The organism is Limnohabitans sp. G3-2 (assembly GCF_002778275.1).
GTDB lineage: Bacteria > Pseudomonadota > Gammaproteobacteria > Burkholderiales > Burkholderiaceae_C > Limnohabitans_A.
In genome coordinates, this window is the sequence record NZ_NESG01000001.1 from 135,049 (window position 1) to 152,272 (window position 17,224).

The following is a 17,224-nucleotide window of genomic DNA, read 5'->3' on the forward strand; positions in this document are numbered from 1 at the left end:
TTTGGCTTTCATGGGGCATGATTGTCGCCGCGAAACGGCCCCTCTTTCGCACCGAACATGGCACCCCGAAATTTGCAGGAGACACCGCCCATGAGCGCAGCCCTTGAAACCCTGGCACGCATGACCGAGGCCTTGGCCCTCTGTGCACGAGGCCAATTGCCACAACACGAGATGATCCACTTGTGGCGCAGCGGTGCGGCCAGCCTGCCCTTGCCCGAAAAGTTTGCCGTGGTGCTGGCCGACTTGCTCGACCGCATCGAGGCCAGCGCCCTGTTCAGCGGCGAAAGCTGCTCGTTCAGCCAACAAGGCCTGTTCGACAACCTGCTGCTGTGGGCCGACAAGGCAAAAGAGAAGCTCTCAGCGCCATAAGTCCTTCGCCACCCATTCGGCTGCAGGGGCAGCCTCCTACAGGGGGGTAGGCACCGCGAATCTTCCTGTGGGAGCGAGCCCCTGCTCGCGAATGCCTGCATGGCCACAGCACCCGTTCAGATGCAGGGGCAGTCTCCTACACAACACCCGCCTCAGGAGCCACCAAAGACAACGGGCCCCCAAGGGCCCGTTGTCTTTGTGCAAAGCAGCGGATTACTTCAAGGCCTTGAAGCGCACGCGCTTGGGCTTGGCACCCTCTTCGCCCAAACGGCGCTTCTTGTCGGCTTCGTACTCTTGGTAGTTGCCATCAAAGAACACCCACTGGCTGTCGCCTTCAGCGGCCAGGATGTGGGTGGCGATGCGGTCCAGGAACCAACGGTCGTGGCTGATGACCATGACCGAGCCGGCGAATTCCAACAACGCGTCTTCCAGGGCGCGCAAGGTTTCCACGTCCAAGTCGTTGGAGGGCTCGTCCAGCAGCAAGACGTTGCCGCCTTCGATCAGGGTTTTGGCCAAGTGCAAACGGCCACGCTCACCACCGGACAACATGCCGACCTTCTTTTGCTGGTCGCCACCGTTGAAGTTGAAGCGCCCGCAATACGCGCGGCTGGCCATCTGGAACTTGCCCACGTTGATGATGTCCAGACCGCCCGAGACGTCTTCCCACACGGTTTTGTTGTTGTCCAGGTCGTCGCGGTTCTGGTCCACAAAGGCCATCTTCACGGTCTGACCGATGGTGACTTCACCGCTGTCGGGCTGCTCTTTGCCCGCGATCAGCTTGAACAGGGTCGATTTACCGGCGCCGTTGGGGCCGATGATGCCGACGATGGCGCCCGCGGGCACCTTGAAGCTGAGGTTGTCGATCAGCAAACGGTCGCCAAAAGACTTGCTGACGTTCTTGAACTCGAACACTTCATTGCCCAAGCGCTCGGCCACCGGGATGAAGATCTCCTGCGTCTCGTTGCGCTTTTGGTATTCGTGGTCGCTCAACTCTTCGAAGCGGGCCAAACGGGCCTTGCTCTTGGCCTGGCGGCCCTTGGGGTTGGCACGCGCCCACTCCAATTCTTTCTTCATGGCCTTGGAGCGCGCGTCTTCGGTGCGCTGCTCGGTGGCCAAACGGGCTTCTTTTTGCTCCAGCCAGCTGGAGTAGTTGCCTTTGTAGGGAATGCCGGAGCCCCGGTCGAGTTCCAAAATCCACTCGGCGGCGTTGTCCAAGAAGTAACGGTCGTGGGTGATGGCCACCACAGTGCCCGAAAAACGCTGCAAGAACAGCTCCAGCCAGTCCACCGATTCGGCGTCCAAGTGGTTGGTCGGCTCGTCCAGCAGCAGCATGTCGGGGCGCGAGAGCAGCAAACGGCACAGGGCCACACGGCGTTTTTCACCGCCCGACAGCTTGCCGATGATGGCGTCCCATGGGGGCAGGCGCAGCGCATCGGCGGCGATTTCGAGTTGGTGCTCAGACGCGTCACCCGCGGTGGAGATGATGGCTTCGAGTTGGGCTTGCTCGGCGGCCAAGGCGTCAAAGTCGGCGTCTTCTTCGGCGTAGGCGGCGTAGACCTCTTCCAGACGGGCCTGCGCGGCCTTGACTTCGCCCATGCCGCTTTCAACAGCTTCGCGCACGGTTTGCTCCGCGTCCATCACCGGTTCCTGCGGCAGATACCCGATTTTCAGACCCGCCATGGGGATGGCTTCGCCTTCAATCTCCTTGTCGATGCCCGCCATGATCTTGAGCAAAGTGGACTTGCCCGAGCCGTTGGTGCCCAGCACGCCAATCTTGGCGCCGGGGAAGAAAGACAAAGAGATGTCTTTGAGAATATGACGTTTGGGCGGCACGATCTTGCCAACCCGGTTCATCGAAAATACGTATTGAGCCATTTATACCCGCCTGAAAAAATACCAATAACCCCGCATTATCCCAGCTTGCCGTGGTGCAACCTCCAACACAGGCGGCAAGGCCCGCGGCAAGCCGCCCCTGCGGGGAAATGTCACTGCGCCTGACTGTCCCTGTAGGGGACTGTCTCTGAGCCTGGCTGTCTTTGTGGAGAACTGTCGCTGCGCCTGACTGTCCCTGTGGGGAACTGTCGCTGAGCCTGGCTGTCTCTGTAGGGGACTGTCTCTGAGCCTGGCTGTCTTTGTGGGAGCGACGCCCTCGTCGCGAATGCCTCCGCGCAGACCACCGGCATTCGCCCAGAGGGCAGGACGCCTACAACTCTCGGCCGGTCTGCTGGCCAGGCCGTGCCGAAAACTGCACCGAGCTGTCCAGAGCCTCCAGGAGCACGGTGGCGTTGCGGCGGCCATAGACCTCGGCCTTCAGCCAAGTGCATTCGGCGTCCAGCAGCGCTTGCGAGGCCAGGTTGCACCACCACACCCGCCCTTCACCATCCCAGCGGTAGCCACGGGCCTTGAGTTTGTCCTTGGATTCGAAGGGCGCTCCGGTGGCGCGGAGTTTGTAACGGGTCTGACCAGCGCCCGCCAGCAGCCTCGCCAAGCCCGTTTGCCCGTCGGTCAGCGGCGACGCCAGCACCTGCAAAAGCGCATGGCAATCCACCTGCGCCCGGTGCGCGTCGTAAAACCAGCCGCGCTCAGACGCCAAAAACTCCAGCTTGGCCGAGCCACTCCCCTCTTTCTTCCAGTCAATGCCCTGAAAAGAACAGCCCCAGGCCTTGGTCGCAAACACAGGCCAACGCGCCTCGACAAACGGCCGGTCAAAGCCGGCGTTGTGCGCCACGACCAAATCGGCCTCTTGCACCAAGGCGTTCACGGCCGCGTCGTCGATGCGTTGGCCCTGCACCATGCTGTCGTCAATGCCGGTGATCTCCGTGATCTGGGGTGGAATCGGCCGGCCCGGGTCTTCAAAAGACTCGTAAACCGAGACGGGCCCCACAGGCAAGCCCGTGGCCATGTCCACCTGCACCGACAACATGGCCAATTCAATGACCTTTTCACTCTTGCTGTCCAGCCCGGTGGTTTCGGTGTCCAGCACGATCACGCGCTGCGTGGCCTGGCCCTGCAACCCAGCGTAGTCGGTGACCGCTTGCAAACGGCGAAGCACACGAAAGTCGGGGTGCTGCGCCAGGGTTTGCGCCATGGCTTCGGGGTCGGAAACCTGCGCTGTCGGGGGGGCAGCAACGGGCACCGCAAGCGGCGCCGCAAAGCCAAGCGGCGAGTCGGCAGGAGCCGCCGCAGTGCCCAAGGTGGCTTCAGGATTCAAAACCTTGGCCGGCTGGCTGGGGTTGGTGGGTTTTGGGGCGGCTTCAGGCTCAAAGCCGAAAAAACTCATCTGGTCTGTTTTGCTCATGCCCGCATTATTTCAGCAGAAGCATGGGCGCCACGCTGCCGCTCGGTCATGCTCAATCGAGCTTGATGCCCAAATCCACCGCCAGTTTGATCCAGACGGGCACTTCGCCCTCCCAGTCCTTGCGGGTGCCGGCCAGGTTTTTGGGCTTGTTGGGGATGGCGAAGGTCTCGCGCAGCTTGGCGGCTTTGTCGGTGTTGGACCAGGCCACAGCTTCGTCGGCCAGCAGTTTGAGCACCGCTTCAGGCGTTCCGGCAGGGGCCACCAGGGGCAAGCCGCCTTCCAAAGTGACCAACTTGGCGGTGTCGCCTTGCTCCATGAGGGTGGGCACGTTGGGCAGTTTGGGCGAGCGGTAGCTGCCGGTCACACCGATGGCACGCACGCCTCGGCTGGCCACGGCATTGAAGGCCAGGTAGCTGCCGATGGCAATTTGCGACTGGCCCGAAGCCACGTCAAGCCACATGGGGGCTTCGCCCCGGTAATGCACCGACTGGATTTGGGTGCCGTGCACGCGGTTGGTCTGGTCGGCCACCATGTGCGGGTAGGAGCCCGGTGCGTAAGTGCCCATGGACGCCGGGTTTTTCTTGGCCCAAGCCACAAATTCGGCCATGGTGTTGGCCGGGATTTTGTCGTTGATGCCCACCACCAGAGGCCCTGAGGGGAACACAGTGACCGGGGTCAGGTCTTTGTCGAGGTTGTAGGGCAGCTTGGAATACAGAATGCGGTTTTGCCAGAAGGTGCCCGAGGTGCTCATCACCAAGGTGTAACCATCGGCAGGCGACTTGGCCGCTGCGTCGATGCCAATGATGGCGCCTGCACCGGGCTTGTTGTCGATGATCACGGGCACGCCCAGCTTGGTGGCCAAGTGGTCGCCATAGCTGCGGGCCAAGGCGTCGGTCAAGCCGCCGGGTGGGAAAGCCACAATGATGCGGATGGGTTTGGCGGGCCATTTGGTCTGCGCCCAAGCATGGACCCAAGGGGTGCTGGCGGCCACGGTGGTCGCTGCCACAGCGGCGGTTTGAAGAAAGGAGCGGCGGTCAGAAAAACGTTTCATGGTCATGCGCGTGAGCGGTTTGTGGATGACAAAGAGTCTAGGCGAACCCACCCTGAAGTGGCATTGGGGTTTGAACCCATAACCTGCGCTCAAGGCGCCATCCGAGTCCCGTTTTGGCTTTGTGCGACAATCCAACCCGTTGCAGCCTCCAGTTGCCGCAACATCAGCACTTCTGCTGGGGCCTGACCCAGGCAACGCTCAAAACAAGCGCCTGCGGTTTCCATGCCCACCCTAAGACCTATCGGCCCACACTGGTAACTGCCAACAGCAGTTGAATGAGCCGATACCCGCGCCGGACATGGCGCTCTGAAAAATGAACTTTGATGAATTGAACCTGGCTCCGGCCATCATGCAAGCGGTGCGTGAACTCGGCTACGAGACCCCCACGCCCATTCAGGCACAAGCCATCCCCGCCGTCCTGGCTGGGCAAGACTTGCTGGCTGGCGCACAAACCGGCACCGGCAAAACCGCCGCTTTCACTTTGCCTTTGCTGCACAAGCTGAGCCTGAGCGAAGCGGGCCAAAACCGTTTTGGCGGCAAAGCCATCCGCGCTTTGGTGCTGACCCCCACCCGCGAATTGGCCGCCCAGGTCGAAGAGTCGGTGCGTGATTACGGCAAATACCTCCAGCTCGACTCCACCGTGATCTTTGGTGGCGTGGGCATGAACCCGCAAATCAGCAAGATCAAAAAAGGCGTGGACATTCTGGTGGCCACACCCGGCCGTTTGCTCGACCTGCAAGGCCAGGGCTTCCTGGACTTGTCCAGCATCGAAATCTTGGTGCTCGACGAAGCCGACCGCATGCTGGACATGGGCTTCATCCATGACGTGAAAAAAGTGCTGGCCTTGGTGCCCAAGGAAAAGCAGAGCCTGCTGTTCTCGGCCACCTTCAGCGACGAAATCCGTGAACTCGCGGGCAACCTGCTCAAGAACCCCCAAAGCATTCAGGTCACGCCCAGCAACACCACTGTGCAGCGCATCACCCAGGTGATCCACCCCGTGGGCCGCGGCAAGAAAAAAGACGTGCTGCTGCACATCATCCAAAAGCACGACTGGAGCCAGGTGTTGGTGTTCACCCGCACCAAGTTTGGCGCGAACAATGTGGCCGACTTCCTGACCAAAAATGGCGTCAAAGCCATGGCCCTGCACGGCAACAAGAGCCAAACCGCCCGCACGCAAGCGCTGGCCGGCTTCAAGAGCGGCGAGATCCGCGCTTTGGTGGCCACCGACATTGCTGCGCGCGGCATCGACATCGAAGACTTGCCACACGTCGTGAACTTTGAAATTCCGAACGTCTCAGAAGACTACGTGCACCGCATTGGCCGCACAGGCCGTGCGGGCGCCAGCGGCGAAGCCGTGAGCCTGGTCTGCTTGGACGAAGAGGGCTTCATGATGGACATCGAGCGCTTCACCAAGCAAGAGATTCCAGTGCAGTTGCTCGAAGGCTTTGGCCCCGAGCCAGGCGAAGTGGCCGAGCCGATCGCCATGGGTCGCCAGACTTTGTGGGGCGGCGCAGGCAAGCCCCCGAGCCGCGACGTGATGGCTGCCGCCGCCAAGGCCGCACGCCAGGACATGATGCAACGCATCCGTGACAACAAAGTGGCCGTGGGTGGTGGCGGTGGGGGTCAAGGCCCACGCCAAGCACGCGGCGAAGGCCAAGGCCCAGCTCGCCCATCGCGCAATGGCCCTGCGCCATCACGCCGCAATGGGCCACAGGGCGCACCGCGCTTTGAGGGTCAGGGCGCACCTCGATTTGAAGGCCAAGGCGATGGTCGCCGTGAAGGCGGTCGCGACGGGGGTCGCGGCCAAGAGCAACGCGGCGACCCGCGTTTTGACAACCGGGGCGACGGTCAAGGCCGTCCCGCACCGCGCGGTCCTCGCCCTGAGGGCCGTGGTCCTCGCGGCGGTGGTCAAGGTGGCCAAGGCGGTCAGGACCGCCGCCGCAGCGATGGCGATGAATTGCCACGCCACATCGACCCTTTGAAGACCACGCAGTTTGCGCGCCTGGACTTGCCCAACCGCAAGCCTGTGCGCACCAGCGGTCAACCTGACCCGACCCGCACCAGCATCGACAGCCTGGCCAGCGGCGGTCGCCGCCATGGCGGCGGCGGTGGCGGTGGTGGTTACGGCGGTGGCAACCGTGGCGGTAACGGTGGTGGCGGTGGTGGCCGAGGCGGCTTCGGTCGCTGAACCCCACGCACCCACCAAGACAAGAGCCCGCACATGCGGGCTCTTTTTTGTCTGCGCGGGCCTCAGTCGCGCACGAACAGGGTCACCAGGGGGTCGGGGCCGACCTGACGGCTCCAGTGCCCGTGCACGGCGGCGTCAAATGTGGCGCCTTCGGGCAAGGTGTCGGCCGAATAGAAAAATTCACCCGACCCAAAAATGCGCGAGCTGCCGTCTTGCAAAAAAATCTCCATTTGGCCGCCCAGCACAAACAACCACTGTGGGTGGCCGGTGCAGTGGAACGTGCTGCGAAAGCCCACCGGGCTTTGGCGCAACTGGCATCCCGTGGCCGCCATCAGGGCCGACAACTGGCTTTGGGGCGTGCCTTCGGTCAAGGGCACCCATTCGTCGCGAAAACGGGCGCGGCCATCCACATCGGTGAAGAGAATGACTTTTTTCAGCTGGGTCATGGCCATGGCTCTCGGCAAAAAATGAAGCGCCCATTGTCGCCGACCGCACAGGCCTGCGGGGGCCGAAGTTCTGTGCAGGACACGCTTCTGGCATAGTTCCACGCCATTCACACCCGATTCCCTCACCTTCCCCACCCCAAGACACCATGAATGCCCAGCCCTTGAAGATCGTTTTTCACGGCCAAAACGCCGCCAATTTCCGCCTGGGTTTTGAGGCACTCATTGGCCCGCAACACAGCATCGCTGACCTGAGCGATGCACTGGACAGGCCGGGTGAACGCGAACAATACGAATCTGCGGATGTGGTGATCGGCATCAAGCTGAACGAGAGCATGCCTGCGCCGCGCAAAGCCCGTCTGTTCCATGCGCCCGCGGCTGGCACCGATGCGGTCAACCCTGCACTGCTGCCCGCTTCGTGCGTCTTGGCCAATTGTTTTGGCCACGAAAACGCCATCGCGGAATACGTCATGGCCGCTTTGCTGATGCGCCATGTCCCTTTGGCACAAGCCGACCAAGACCTGCGCCAGCAACGCTGGACCTTTTGGGCCGGACGCCAGGCCGCCTTGCGCACTGAAATGGGCGCTCAAACACTGGGCCTGCTGGGCTTTGGCCACATTGCCCAAACCATCGCCCACCGCGCCAAAGCTTTTGGCATGTGCGTGCATGTGGCCAACCGCAGCCCCATCGCGCACCCGCTGGTTGACCAAAGTTGGACCTTGGACAACTTGAAGGACTTCATGGCCAGCGCCGACACGGTGGTGGTGAGCTTGCCGCTCACGGACAACACCTTGGGCTTGGTGGATGCGCCCGCTTTGGCCGCCATGCGGCCGGATGCCCTGCTGGTCAACGTCGGGCGCGGGGCCGTGATCGATGAGCAAGCCCTGTACAAGGCCTTGGCTGGTCGCCAAATTGGCGGCGCCGTGATCGACACCTGGTACCAGTACCCCACGCCCACGCAAACCGAGTGCGCCCCCTCCAAGTTCGACTTTGCCGCGCTCGACAACGTGCTGATGACGCCCCACATGTCGGGCTGGACAGCAGGCACCGTGCGCCGCCGACAAGAGACACTGGCCGACAACATTGGCCGCTTGAGCCGAGGCGAGCCCTTGGTCAACGTGTTGCGCGGTCTGCCCTGAAGAACACTGGGCCTGACGGGGCGCGCGGGCACAGGGCGCGGCGCTGATGCAAACGCGAATTGGTTTTTTTGGGGGGGCGCGCCTGCGGCCGGATGCCTGCAGCGCTGAGCAGACGGCTCAGGTGCTTTGCCGCTGCAAAATTTCAAAGCCCAAGTCCACTTGGGCCGATGCCGGGGCCTCGCTGCGCATCAGCGTCAGCAGCATCTCGGCTGCGGCTTGCCCGATTTGGGCCCGTGGCGTGCGCACGGTGGTCAGCGGCGGCAACATTTGGTCGCTGCCCGTCAGATCGTTGAAGCCCGCAATCGCCACCTGCGAGGGCACCTGGATGCCCATGCGCAAAGCCGCCATCAAAGCGCCTTGCGCCAAATCGTCGTTGCAAAAGAAGATGGCGTCGACCGCAGGGCGCTGGCGCATGATCTGCTCGAACAGCACGCCGCCCAATGCCAAGGACGAGGGTGCAGGGTTCAAGAACTCCAGCGCAGGTTCGTAATAGCCGGCCTCTTGCAGTGCGGTGCGCCAACCGTACAGGCGCTGCATCACCCGCGGATCGAGTTGCGCCGCGGCAAAAGCGATGCGTGTGCGCCCCGTCTGCAACAAATGCCGCGTCATGGCAGCGCCAGCGTCGGTCTGCCGAAAACCCACGCAATACGGGCCCTCCCCCTGATCTGCCGCAGGCAGGTCCATCAGGTGCACGCAAGGCACCTGGCTGCTGTCCATGAGTTGGCGGGTCACGGGGTTGTGGTCCAGCCCGGTGACCAGCAGACCTGCTGGGCGGTGCAAGAGTTGTTCGCGCAACAGTTGTTCTTCTTCGCTCGCGTCGTAGTGCGTCACACCCATCAAGGTTTGATAACCGGCGGCACGCAATGTTTTTTGCGCCGCATCGAGCAAGTCCACGAACAAGGCGTTGGACAGCAGCGGAATCAGAATGGCCACGTGGTTGCTGCGCTGCGATGCCAAAGCCCGCGCGGCAGGGTCAGGCACATAACCGAGCTTGACCGAGACCGCTTGCACGCGTTCGATCAAGGCCGGGTCCACCGCCCGCTCGCCACGCAAGGCCCTCGACACGGTGCTGGGGCTGACCCCGGCCGCTTGGGCCACATCGGTCAGCGTCACACGGCCCGTGGCACGGTGGCTTTTGGCAGTCCGAACAATGGGCAAAAGAGGCGAAGACAAGGGTTAATCCGTAGGAGAGGTGGGCACTGAAGTCGATAGGATAGCGCTATCCCAAATGGGGGCGTGAAGATTTTGAAAAGCCCAGCCCAAGTGGGATGGGTATGTGTTGTCTGTTGAAGCATCGTCTTTGCTTCGTTTTTTTGAATTTCTTGGACAGCGCTGTCCAAAACATGTTTTCTGACTGGAAAAACCGACGTGTCCAAACCCGATGTGCTGGCTGTCGCCAAACTTCACCCCTTCTACCAACAAGCCTTGGAATCTGTCTACACCGTGCACGACCGCACGCATGTGACGAACCCGGCCGCTTTTGCGGCCCTCGCCCCCCGCATCGTGGGTGTGGCTGGAACGGGTGAGGCCAGCGTGCCGCGCAGCCTGCTCTCGCAGCTGCCCCAGGCCAAAGTGGTCGCGGTGTTTGGCGTGGGCTACGACGGTGTGGATGTGCCCGCCGCCATCGAACACGGCATCCCCGTCACCCACACCCCCGATGTGTTGACCGACGATGTGGCCGATCTGGCCATGGGCTTGGTGCTGTCGGTGGGTCGCGCCATCCCTCAGGCCGACCAGTTTGTGCGTGCCGGCCAGTGGCCCAGCGGCCCCATGACCTTGGGCCGCAAAGTCTCGGGGGCCCGCTTGGGCATTGTGGGTTTGGGCCGCATTGGCAAAGCCATCGCCCAACGGGCCAGTGCTTTTGGCATGTCGATCGCCTACACCGCACGCACGGCCAAGGCCGATTCCGGCTACAAGTTCTACCCATCGGCTGCCGAGCTGGCCGCGCATGTGGATTTTTTGGTGGCCATCACCCCCGGCGGCGCAGGCACCAAACACCTGATCAACGCCGAGGTGCTCAAGGCCCTGGGCCCACGCGGCTTTTTGATCAATGTGGCGCGGGGCAGCGTGGTCGATGAGGACGCCCTGATCACCGCCCTGCAAAACGGCACCATCGCGGGTGCGGGTCTGGATGTGTTTGCCAACGAACCCCATGTGCCCGATGCGCTTTGGAGCCTGCGCAACGTGGTCTTGACCCCGCACATGGCCAGTGCCACCACCGAAACGCGCCAAGCCATGGCCGATCTGGCTTTTGCCAACATGCAAGCCGGTATTTCCGGCCAGCCCTTGCTCACGCCTGTGCCTGAGTGCGCTGGCCTGGTGAAGTGAACGGCGGCCTCCAGCCATGAACCACTTGCCTTTGCGTTTGATCGTCATGGGCGTGTCCGGTTGCGGCAAGTCGACCATGGCGGCCGCCTTGGGCGAGCGCCTGGGCCTCGACATGGTGGACGGCGATGACCTGCACTTGCCCGAGAGCGTGGCCAAAATGCGTGCGGGTGTGGCCTTGCAGGATGAGGACCGCTGGCCCTGGCTGGACCGCATCGGCCATTACTTGGCGCAAGCCCATGCGCCAGGGCGCGTGGTGGCCTGCTCGGCGCTCAAACGCGTTTACCGCGACCGCATCCGTGAACAAGCGGGTGAGGTGTGCTTTGTCTTCCTCGACGGCGAGTTCGACTTGATTCAAAAGCGCATGCACCAACGCGTGGGCCATTACATGCAGCCCGGTTTGCTGGACAGTCAGTTCCGCACCCTTGAAAAACCCCAGGCCGATGAGCGCGACGTGGTTCGCCTGCCCATCACCGAACCCGTGCAGGACATGGTCGAGCAAGCGCTCCAAGCCCTGAACGCTCGCCTGCACCCTGCCCTCTGATTTTTTTGAAAGTCCCCTCATCATGTTCATCCGCTGCGCATTTTTCCAAGGCAACGTCAAACCCGGCATGGAAGACGCGTTCAACCGCTACATCCGTGAAAAACTGGTGCCTCTGTGGACCCGCTTCCCTGGCGCGCAAGAAGTGCGCGTGCTCCGCCAAGTCGAGAGCGATGTGAGCGATCCGCACTTTGGCATGGTGCTGTCGGTGCGTTACCCCAGCCGCGAGTCGATTGAGATCGCTTTGGCCTCGGCCGTGCGTCTAGAAAGTCGCGAGGTGTCCAAGGATTTGATCGCCATGTTCGATGGCACTGTGTTTCACACCGTCTTCAGCGCGGACGAATACGCGCTGCCCACCGATTGATTTTTTTCGACCGTCCTTTTTTAACCAGGAGACAAAACCATGAAACTTTCCCGCATCCTTCTCGCCTGCCTCGTGGCCGCCGTCGGCTCCAGCGCTTACGCTGCCAAGTTCAACCTGAAAATGGGCCACGCCGTCAACGCCACCGATGGCCAGCACGCCGCCGCCCTGAAGCTGGCCGAGTTGGTCAAGCAGCGCACCAACGGCGATGTCGAAATCACCGTGTTCCCAGCCAACCAATTGGGCAATGACGCCGCCATGATCAACGGCACACGCGGCGGCACGATCGACATCGTCTCGAGCGGTGCCTCCAACTTCAACGGCATCGTGCCCAACACCGCCGCCATGGAGTTGCCCTTTGTGTTTCGCAGTGCGCAACACGCCTACACCGTGCTCGACGGTGCTGTGGGCACAGGCGTTCTGAATGAATTGGCCCCGCACGGCCTGAAGGGCCTGGCCTACTGGGAAAACGGCTGGCGCGCTTTCACCAACAACAAGCGCCCGGTCAACAAGCCTGACGATCTGAAGGGCCTGAAGATCCGCTCCACGCCCAACCCGTACCACATCCAAGCGTTCAAGCTGCTGGGCATGAACCCCTCGCCCATGCCAATTGCCGAGCTGTACACCGCGCTGGAAACCGGCACCTTTGACGCCCAAGAGCACCCGATCAACGTGACCTGGTCCTCCAAGTTTTACGAAGTGCAAAAGCACCTCACGGTCAGTAACCACGTTTACTCGCCCCTGGTCGTGGCCATGAACAAAGCCAAGTTCGACAGCTTGCCGGCCAACTACCAAAAAGTGGTGGTGGATGCCGCACGCGAAGCGGCCACTTACCAGCGCAGCTTGAACGCGTCCAACGCAGGCAAGGTGATCTCGGAACTGAAGAAATCGGGCATGCAAGTGATCGAGAACGTGGACATGGCCCCGTTCCAGAAGATCGTTTCGGCTGAAATTGCCAAGACTTTCGGCGAGAAAAACGGCCCGGCTTTGCTCAAAGCCATCGAAGACACCAAGTGATGGTTTGAGTGAGAACACGCCCCCTCCTTGGAGGGGGCTTTTTTGTGAATGCGCTATGAAAAAAATCAACGACCTCTTCTTCAAGCTGGCAGAGTTCACGCTGGTCATCATGTTGTCCGCCATGGTCATCATGGTGTTTGGCAACGTGGTGCTGCGCTACGGTTTCAACGACGGCATCATCAGCTCGGAGGAGTTGTCGCGGTTTTTGTTCATCTGGATCACCTTTTTGGGCGCCATCGTCACCATGCGTGAAAACGGCCACCTGGGTTTGGACTCGGTGGTGCGCAAGCTGGGTTTGCAAGGCAAGAAAATCGCCTTCGCCATTTCCAATGTGCTGATGCTCGGCTGCTGCGTACTGATGTTTTACGGCACCTTGAAGCAACATGGCATCAACGCCAGCACGCGCTCGGCCGTGACCGAAATCCCCATGAGCTGGGTGTACGGCGTGGGCTACCTGACCAGCGTGGCCATGGGCCTGATGATCATCGGCAAACTGGTGCAGTTGGCCAAAGGCAATTTCAATGAATCCGATTTGATCCAGGTGCAAGACTCTGAAGAGGTTGTGACCGCCCACACCCAAGAGGCCGCCAAATGACCGTACTTGTTTTCATTGTTTCGCTGCTCGCCGCCATGGCGCTGGGCATGCCGCTGGCGTTTTCTCTGCTCGTCTCGGGCGTGGCCCTGATGCTGCACTTGGACAACTTCGACACCCAGATCGTCTCGCAAAACCTGATCAACGGCGCCGACAACTTTCCGCTCATGGCCGTGCCTTTTTTCATGCTGGCGGGTGAGTTGATGAACGCGGGCGGCATGAGCCGGCGCATCGTGAACTCGGCCATGGTCTGGGTCGGGCACTTCCGGGGTGGCTTGGGCTATGTGGCGGTGTTTGCCGCCATCGTCATGGCCAGCTTGTCGGGCTCGGCCGTGGCCGACACCGCCGCCTTGGCCGCCGTGCTGATGCCCATGATGCGCGACGCGGGTTACCGCATGGACCGCTCTGCGGGCTTGATTGCTGCGGGCGGCATCATCGCGCCCGTGATCCCACCCTCGATTGGTTTCATTTTGTTTGGCGTGATCGGCGGCGTGTCGATTTCCAAACTGTTCATGGCCGGCATTTTCCCGGGACTCATGATGGGCCTGGCCTTGATCGTGACCTGGTGGATCGTGGCGCGCAAAGACAATGTGGTGGTGGCCGAGAAAGTGCCGTTCAAAAAGCGTATTTCAGTGACCATCAACGCGTTTTGGTCTTACCTGCTGGCCATCACCATCATCGGCGGCATGAAGATGGGCATTTTCACGCCCACCGAAGCCGCCGTGGTGGCGGTGGTGTATTCCTTGTTCGTGGGCCTGTTCATTTACCGCGAAATCCAATTCAAAGACCTGTACCGCATCATCTTGGCTGCGGCCAAAACTTCTTCGGTGGTGATGTTCTTGGTGGCAGCGGCCTTGGTGTCGGCCTGGCTCATCACGGTGGCCAATATCCCGGCGCAGATCGTCGAAATTTTGCGCCCCTTCATCGACAACCAAACCCTGCTGATGGTCATGCTGATGCTGCTGGTGATGATCGTGGGCACCGCGCTCGACTTTGCACCCACCGTCCTGATCCTCACGCCCGTGCTCATGCCCTTGGTGCGCGAGGCCGGCATTGACCCGGTTTATTTTGGCGTGCTGTTCATCATGAACAACGCCATCGGCTTGCTGACCCCACCTGTGGGCACCGTGCTCAACGTGGTGTGCGGCGTGGGCCGCATTCCCATGCACGACGTCATCCGTGGCGTCATGCCTTTCCTGCTCTCTCAGGTCGTGGTCATGGGCTCGCTGATCGCCTTCCCAAGCCTGGTGATGGTCCCTCTGAAATGGTTGCTGATGCGATGAACGTTCTGAATTCCTTCAATTTATCGGGCCACCGTGCCCTGATCACCGGCTCTTCAGCAGGCATTGGCCTGGCGCTGGCCGAAGCCCTGGCCCAAGCCGGGGCCCACGTGGTGTTGAACGGCCGCACGGCCAGCAAAGTCGATGCCGCCGCACAGCACTTGAAAGCGCAAGGCCTGTCGGTCAGCACCTCGGTGTTTGACGTGACCGATGCGGACAGCGTGCGGGCGGCCGTGGACCGCATCGAAGCCGAGGCACCGATCGACATCCTGGTCAACAACGCGGGCATGCAGATACGGGGCCCGCTGCACGAGTACCAAGATGCCGACTGGCACACCCTCATGAAGACCAACCTGGACAGCGTGTACTACGTGGGCCAGGCCGTCGCCAAGAAAATGATTCCGCGTGGACGCGGCAAGATCATCAACATCTGCTCGGTGCAAAGCGAGCTGGGACGACCCGGCATTGCACCCTACACCGCCACCAAAGGCGCTGTGAAAATGCTCACCAAGGGCATGGCCATCGACTGGGGCCAGTTCGGCATCAACGTCAACGGCATTGGCCCGGGCTATTTCAAAACCGAGCTGAACCAGAAACTGGTCGATGACCCCACTTTCAGCGGCTGGCTCGTCGGCCGCACACCCAGCCGCCGCTGGGGCGATGTGCAAGACTTGGGCGGTGCAGCCGTCTTTTTGGCCTCAGACGCCTCGCGTTTTGTCAATGGCCACATCCTTTATGTCGACGGCGGCGTGACCGCCACCCTTTGAAGCTTTTGCAAGGACACCCCATGAAATCCGTTGTTTGCCATTCGGCCAAAGACCTGCGCATCGAGAACACCGAACTGCCGCCTTTGGGTGAAAACCAGTTGCTTGTGAATGTGGCCTATGGCGGCATTTGCGGCTCGGACCTGCATTACTACCAACACGGCGGCTTTGGCACCGTGCGCATCAAGCAGCCCATCGCCTTGGGCCATGAAATTTCGGGGGTGGTGAGCGGCGTGGGTTCGGGGGTGAGCAGCGTGCCCAAGGGCCAGCGCATCGCCATCTCCCCGTCTCGCCCCTGCGGGCAGTGCCGCTTTTGCCAAGCGGGTCAGCACAACCATTGCCTGCACATGCGCTTTTACGGCAGCGCCATGCCCTTCCCGCACATCCAGGGCGGGTTCAGCGAGCAGCTCATCATCGAGGGCTACCAAGCCCACCCGATTGCCGACCACCTGAGCTTGTCCGAAGCCGCTTTGGCCGAGCCTTTGTCCGTGGGCTTGCACGCCATCCAACGGGCCGGCAGTGTGCTGGGCAAGCAGGTGCTGGTGACGGGCTGCGGCCCCATTGGCTCGCTCTTGATCGGCGCTTTGCGCCGAGCGGGTGCGGCCCGCATCGTGGCCGCCGACATCGCCGAATTGCCTTTGAAGTGCGCCAAGGAGATGGGCGCGGACGAGACCATCAACCTCAAAACCCAGCCCCAAGCGCTGGACGCCTACAAAGTGGACAAAGGACAGTTTGACGTGGTGTTTGAAGCCTCGGGCAGCGAAGCGGCTTTGCGCGTGGGCCTGGACACCATCGTGCCGCGTGGCGTGTTGATCACGGTGGGCATGGGCGGCGACATCAGCCTGCCCATGACGCAAGTGGTGGCCAAAGAGGTGGACCTGCGCGGCACCTTCCGCTTCCACGCCGAATTTGCCACCGCGGTGCGTTTTTTGAACGAAGGCCTGGTCAATGGCAAGCCCGTCATCACCAGCGTCTTGCCGCTGGAGCGCGCCATCGAAGCGTTTGACTTGGCCGCGGACAAGAGCCAGTCACTCAAGGTACAGATTTCTTTCCAAAACGCCTGAAAATCAGGGGTTTCAAGGCCTCTTTAGAAAGTTCACAACATGTCGAAAATCGCCCTCGTCACCGGTGCCAGCTCTGGCATTGGCAAAGCCTGCGCCTTGGCCTTGCTCCAAGAAGGCTGGCAAGTCGTTTTGGTCGGACGCCGCGCCGACGCGCTGGCTGCAGCGGTGGCCGAAGCCGGTGCCCATGCAGGCCATGCCCACGCCATCCCGACCGACCTGTCCAAGGAGCCCGAAGTCAAAGCCCTGTTTGAGCAGATTCGCACGCGCTTTGGCCGCCTCGATTTGGTCTTTAACAATGCGGGCATCTCTTTGCCCTACACCTTGCCTGGCGATCTGGCAGGCGACGAATGGCGCCGTGCGGTGGACATCAACCTCAACGGCGCGTTCTACACCTTGTCGCATGCCTTCAAGCTGATGCAAGAGCAAAGCCCGCAAGGCGGCCGCATCATCAACAATGGCTCGATCTCGGCGCATGTGCCGCGCCCTGGCTCGATCGCCTACACCGCCACCAAACACGCCGTCTCGGGCCTGACCCGTGCAGCCTCCCTCGATGGCCGCCCTTACAACATCGCCGTGGGCCAGATCGACATTGGCAACGTGGCTTCGGACATGACCGAAAAAATGGCCAAAGGTGTGCACCAAGCCGACCTGAGCATCAAGGCCGAGCCACGCATGGACATGTCCGCCGTGGTCGAGACCTTCCTGACCATGGCCCGTCTGCCCTTGTCGGCCAACATCTTGTTCACCACCGTGATGGCCACCAACATGCCTTTTGTGGGTCGGGGATAAATC

Annotated in this window: 17 protein-coding genes; 12 read left to right on the plus strand and 5 right to left on the minus strand. The window is 61.6% G+C overall.

What is annotated here, in order from left to right:
- Positions 1 to 90: 90 nt before the first annotated feature.
- Complete coding sequence (locus B9Z31_RS00670; protein WP_100117649.1) at positions 91 to 369, plus strand: hypothetical protein; 279 nt, start codon at positions 91 to 93, stop codon at positions 367 to 369.
- Between the two features lie 213 nt (positions 370 to 582).
- Here B9Z31_RS00670 and ettA read toward each other — a convergent pair whose 3' ends face one another.
- The 3 genes from ettA to B9Z31_RS00685 form a co-directional block, all read right to left on the minus strand.
- Complete coding sequence (ettA, locus tag B9Z31_RS00675) at positions 583 to 2,244, minus strand: energy-dependent translational throttle protein EttA (protein WP_100117650.1); 1,662 nt, start codon at positions 2,242 to 2,244, stop codon at positions 583 to 585.
- 328 nt (positions 2,245 to 2,572) lie between these two features.
- The gene (locus tag B9Z31_RS00680) at positions 2,573 to 3,667 is read right to left on the minus strand and encodes a 3'-5' exonuclease (protein WP_233200596.1); all 1,095 of its coding nucleotides are present in this window, start codon (positions 3,665 to 3,667) and stop codon (positions 2,573 to 2,575) included.
- Positions 3,668 to 3,719: 52 nt separating this feature from the next.
- Positions 3,720 to 4,718, minus strand: a complete 999-nt coding sequence (locus tag B9Z31_RS00685; protein ID WP_233200598.1) for a tripartite tricarboxylate transporter substrate binding protein — start codon at positions 4,716 to 4,718, stop codon at positions 3,720 to 3,722.
- A 313-nt stretch (positions 4,719 to 5,031) separates the two neighbouring features.
- Between B9Z31_RS00685 and B9Z31_RS00690 the strand changes: the two genes are divergently transcribed.
- Entirely contained in the window at positions 5,032 to 6,906 is a 1,875-nt protein-coding gene (locus tag B9Z31_RS00690) for a DEAD/DEAH box helicase (protein WP_100117652.1), read from the plus strand.
- 62 nt (positions 6,907 to 6,968) lie between these two features.
- Here the strand turns inward: B9Z31_RS00690 and B9Z31_RS00695 are convergent, their stop codons facing one another.
- A complete protein-coding gene (locus B9Z31_RS00695; protein WP_100117916.1) occupies positions 6,969 to 7,352 on the minus strand; it encodes a hypothetical protein in 384 nt (127 codons plus the stop codon).
- Between the two features lie 146 nt (positions 7,353 to 7,498).
- On the opposite strand from B9Z31_RS00695, the gene B9Z31_RS00700 reads away from it, so the two are divergent.
- The gene (locus B9Z31_RS00700) at positions 7,499 to 8,488 is read left to right on the plus strand and encodes a 2-hydroxyacid dehydrogenase (protein ID WP_100117653.1); all 990 of its coding nucleotides are present in this window, start codon (positions 7,499 to 7,501) and stop codon (positions 8,486 to 8,488) included.
- A 117-nt stretch (positions 8,489 to 8,605) separates the two neighbouring features.
- Here the strand turns inward: B9Z31_RS00700 and B9Z31_RS00705 are convergent, their stop codons facing one another.
- Positions 8,606 to 9,661, minus strand: a complete 1,056-nt coding sequence (locus B9Z31_RS00705) for a LacI family DNA-binding transcriptional regulator (protein WP_233200600.1) — start codon at positions 9,659 to 9,661, stop codon at positions 8,606 to 8,608.
- Positions 9,662 to 9,856: 195 nt separating this feature from the next.
- On the opposite strand from B9Z31_RS00705, the gene B9Z31_RS00710 reads away from it, so the two are divergent.
- Genes B9Z31_RS00710 through B9Z31_RS00750 form a run of 9 tightly spaced genes read left to right on the plus strand, consistent with a single transcriptional unit; the run spans position 9,857 to position 17,221 of the window.
- Complete coding sequence (locus B9Z31_RS00710) at positions 9,857 to 10,816, plus strand: 2-hydroxyacid dehydrogenase (protein ID WP_100117654.1); 960 nt, start codon at positions 9,857 to 9,859, stop codon at positions 10,814 to 10,816.
- 16 nt (positions 10,817 to 10,832) lie between these two features.
- Entirely contained in the window at positions 10,833 to 11,357 is a 525-nt protein-coding gene (locus B9Z31_RS00715) for a gluconokinase (RefSeq protein WP_100117655.1), read from the plus strand.
- Positions 11,358 to 11,379: 22 nt separating this feature from the next.
- Positions 11,380 to 11,718, plus strand: coding sequence for a hypothetical protein (locus tag B9Z31_RS00720; RefSeq protein WP_100117656.1), 339 nt, complete (start codon positions 11,380 to 11,382; stop codon positions 11,716 to 11,718).
- A 39-nt stretch (positions 11,719 to 11,757) separates the two neighbouring features.
- Positions 11,758 to 12,732: a TRAP transporter substrate-binding protein gene (locus tag B9Z31_RS00725; protein WP_100117657.1), complete on the plus strand. Its 975-nt coding sequence runs from the start codon at positions 11,758 to 11,760 to the stop codon at positions 12,730 to 12,732.
- Between the two features lie 55 nt (positions 12,733 to 12,787).
- Positions 12,788 to 13,327, plus strand: coding sequence for a TRAP transporter small permease (locus tag B9Z31_RS00730; RefSeq protein ID WP_100117658.1), 540 nt, complete (start codon positions 12,788 to 12,790; stop codon positions 13,325 to 13,327).
- A complete protein-coding gene (locus B9Z31_RS00735) occupies positions 13,324 to 14,607 on the plus strand; it encodes a TRAP transporter large permease subunit (protein WP_100117659.1) in 1,284 nt (427 codons plus the stop codon). Before B9Z31_RS00730 ends, B9Z31_RS00735 begins: the two co-directional genes overlap by 4 nt.
- Complete coding sequence (locus B9Z31_RS00740; RefSeq protein ID WP_100117660.1) at positions 14,589 to 15,371, plus strand: SDR family oxidoreductase; 783 nt, start codon at positions 14,589 to 14,591, stop codon at positions 15,369 to 15,371. Before B9Z31_RS00735 ends, B9Z31_RS00740 begins: the two co-directional genes overlap by 19 nt.
- A gap of 20 nt (positions 15,372 to 15,391) precedes the next feature.
- Complete coding sequence (locus B9Z31_RS00745) at positions 15,392 to 16,432, plus strand: L-idonate 5-dehydrogenase (protein ID WP_100117661.1); 1,041 nt, start codon at positions 15,392 to 15,394, stop codon at positions 16,430 to 16,432.
- Positions 16,433 to 16,471: 39 nt separating this feature from the next.
- A complete protein-coding gene (locus tag B9Z31_RS00750) occupies positions 16,472 to 17,221 on the plus strand; it encodes an SDR family oxidoreductase (protein ID WP_100117662.1) in 750 nt (249 codons plus the stop codon).
- The last annotated feature ends 3 nt before the right edge of the window (positions 17,222 to 17,224 follow it).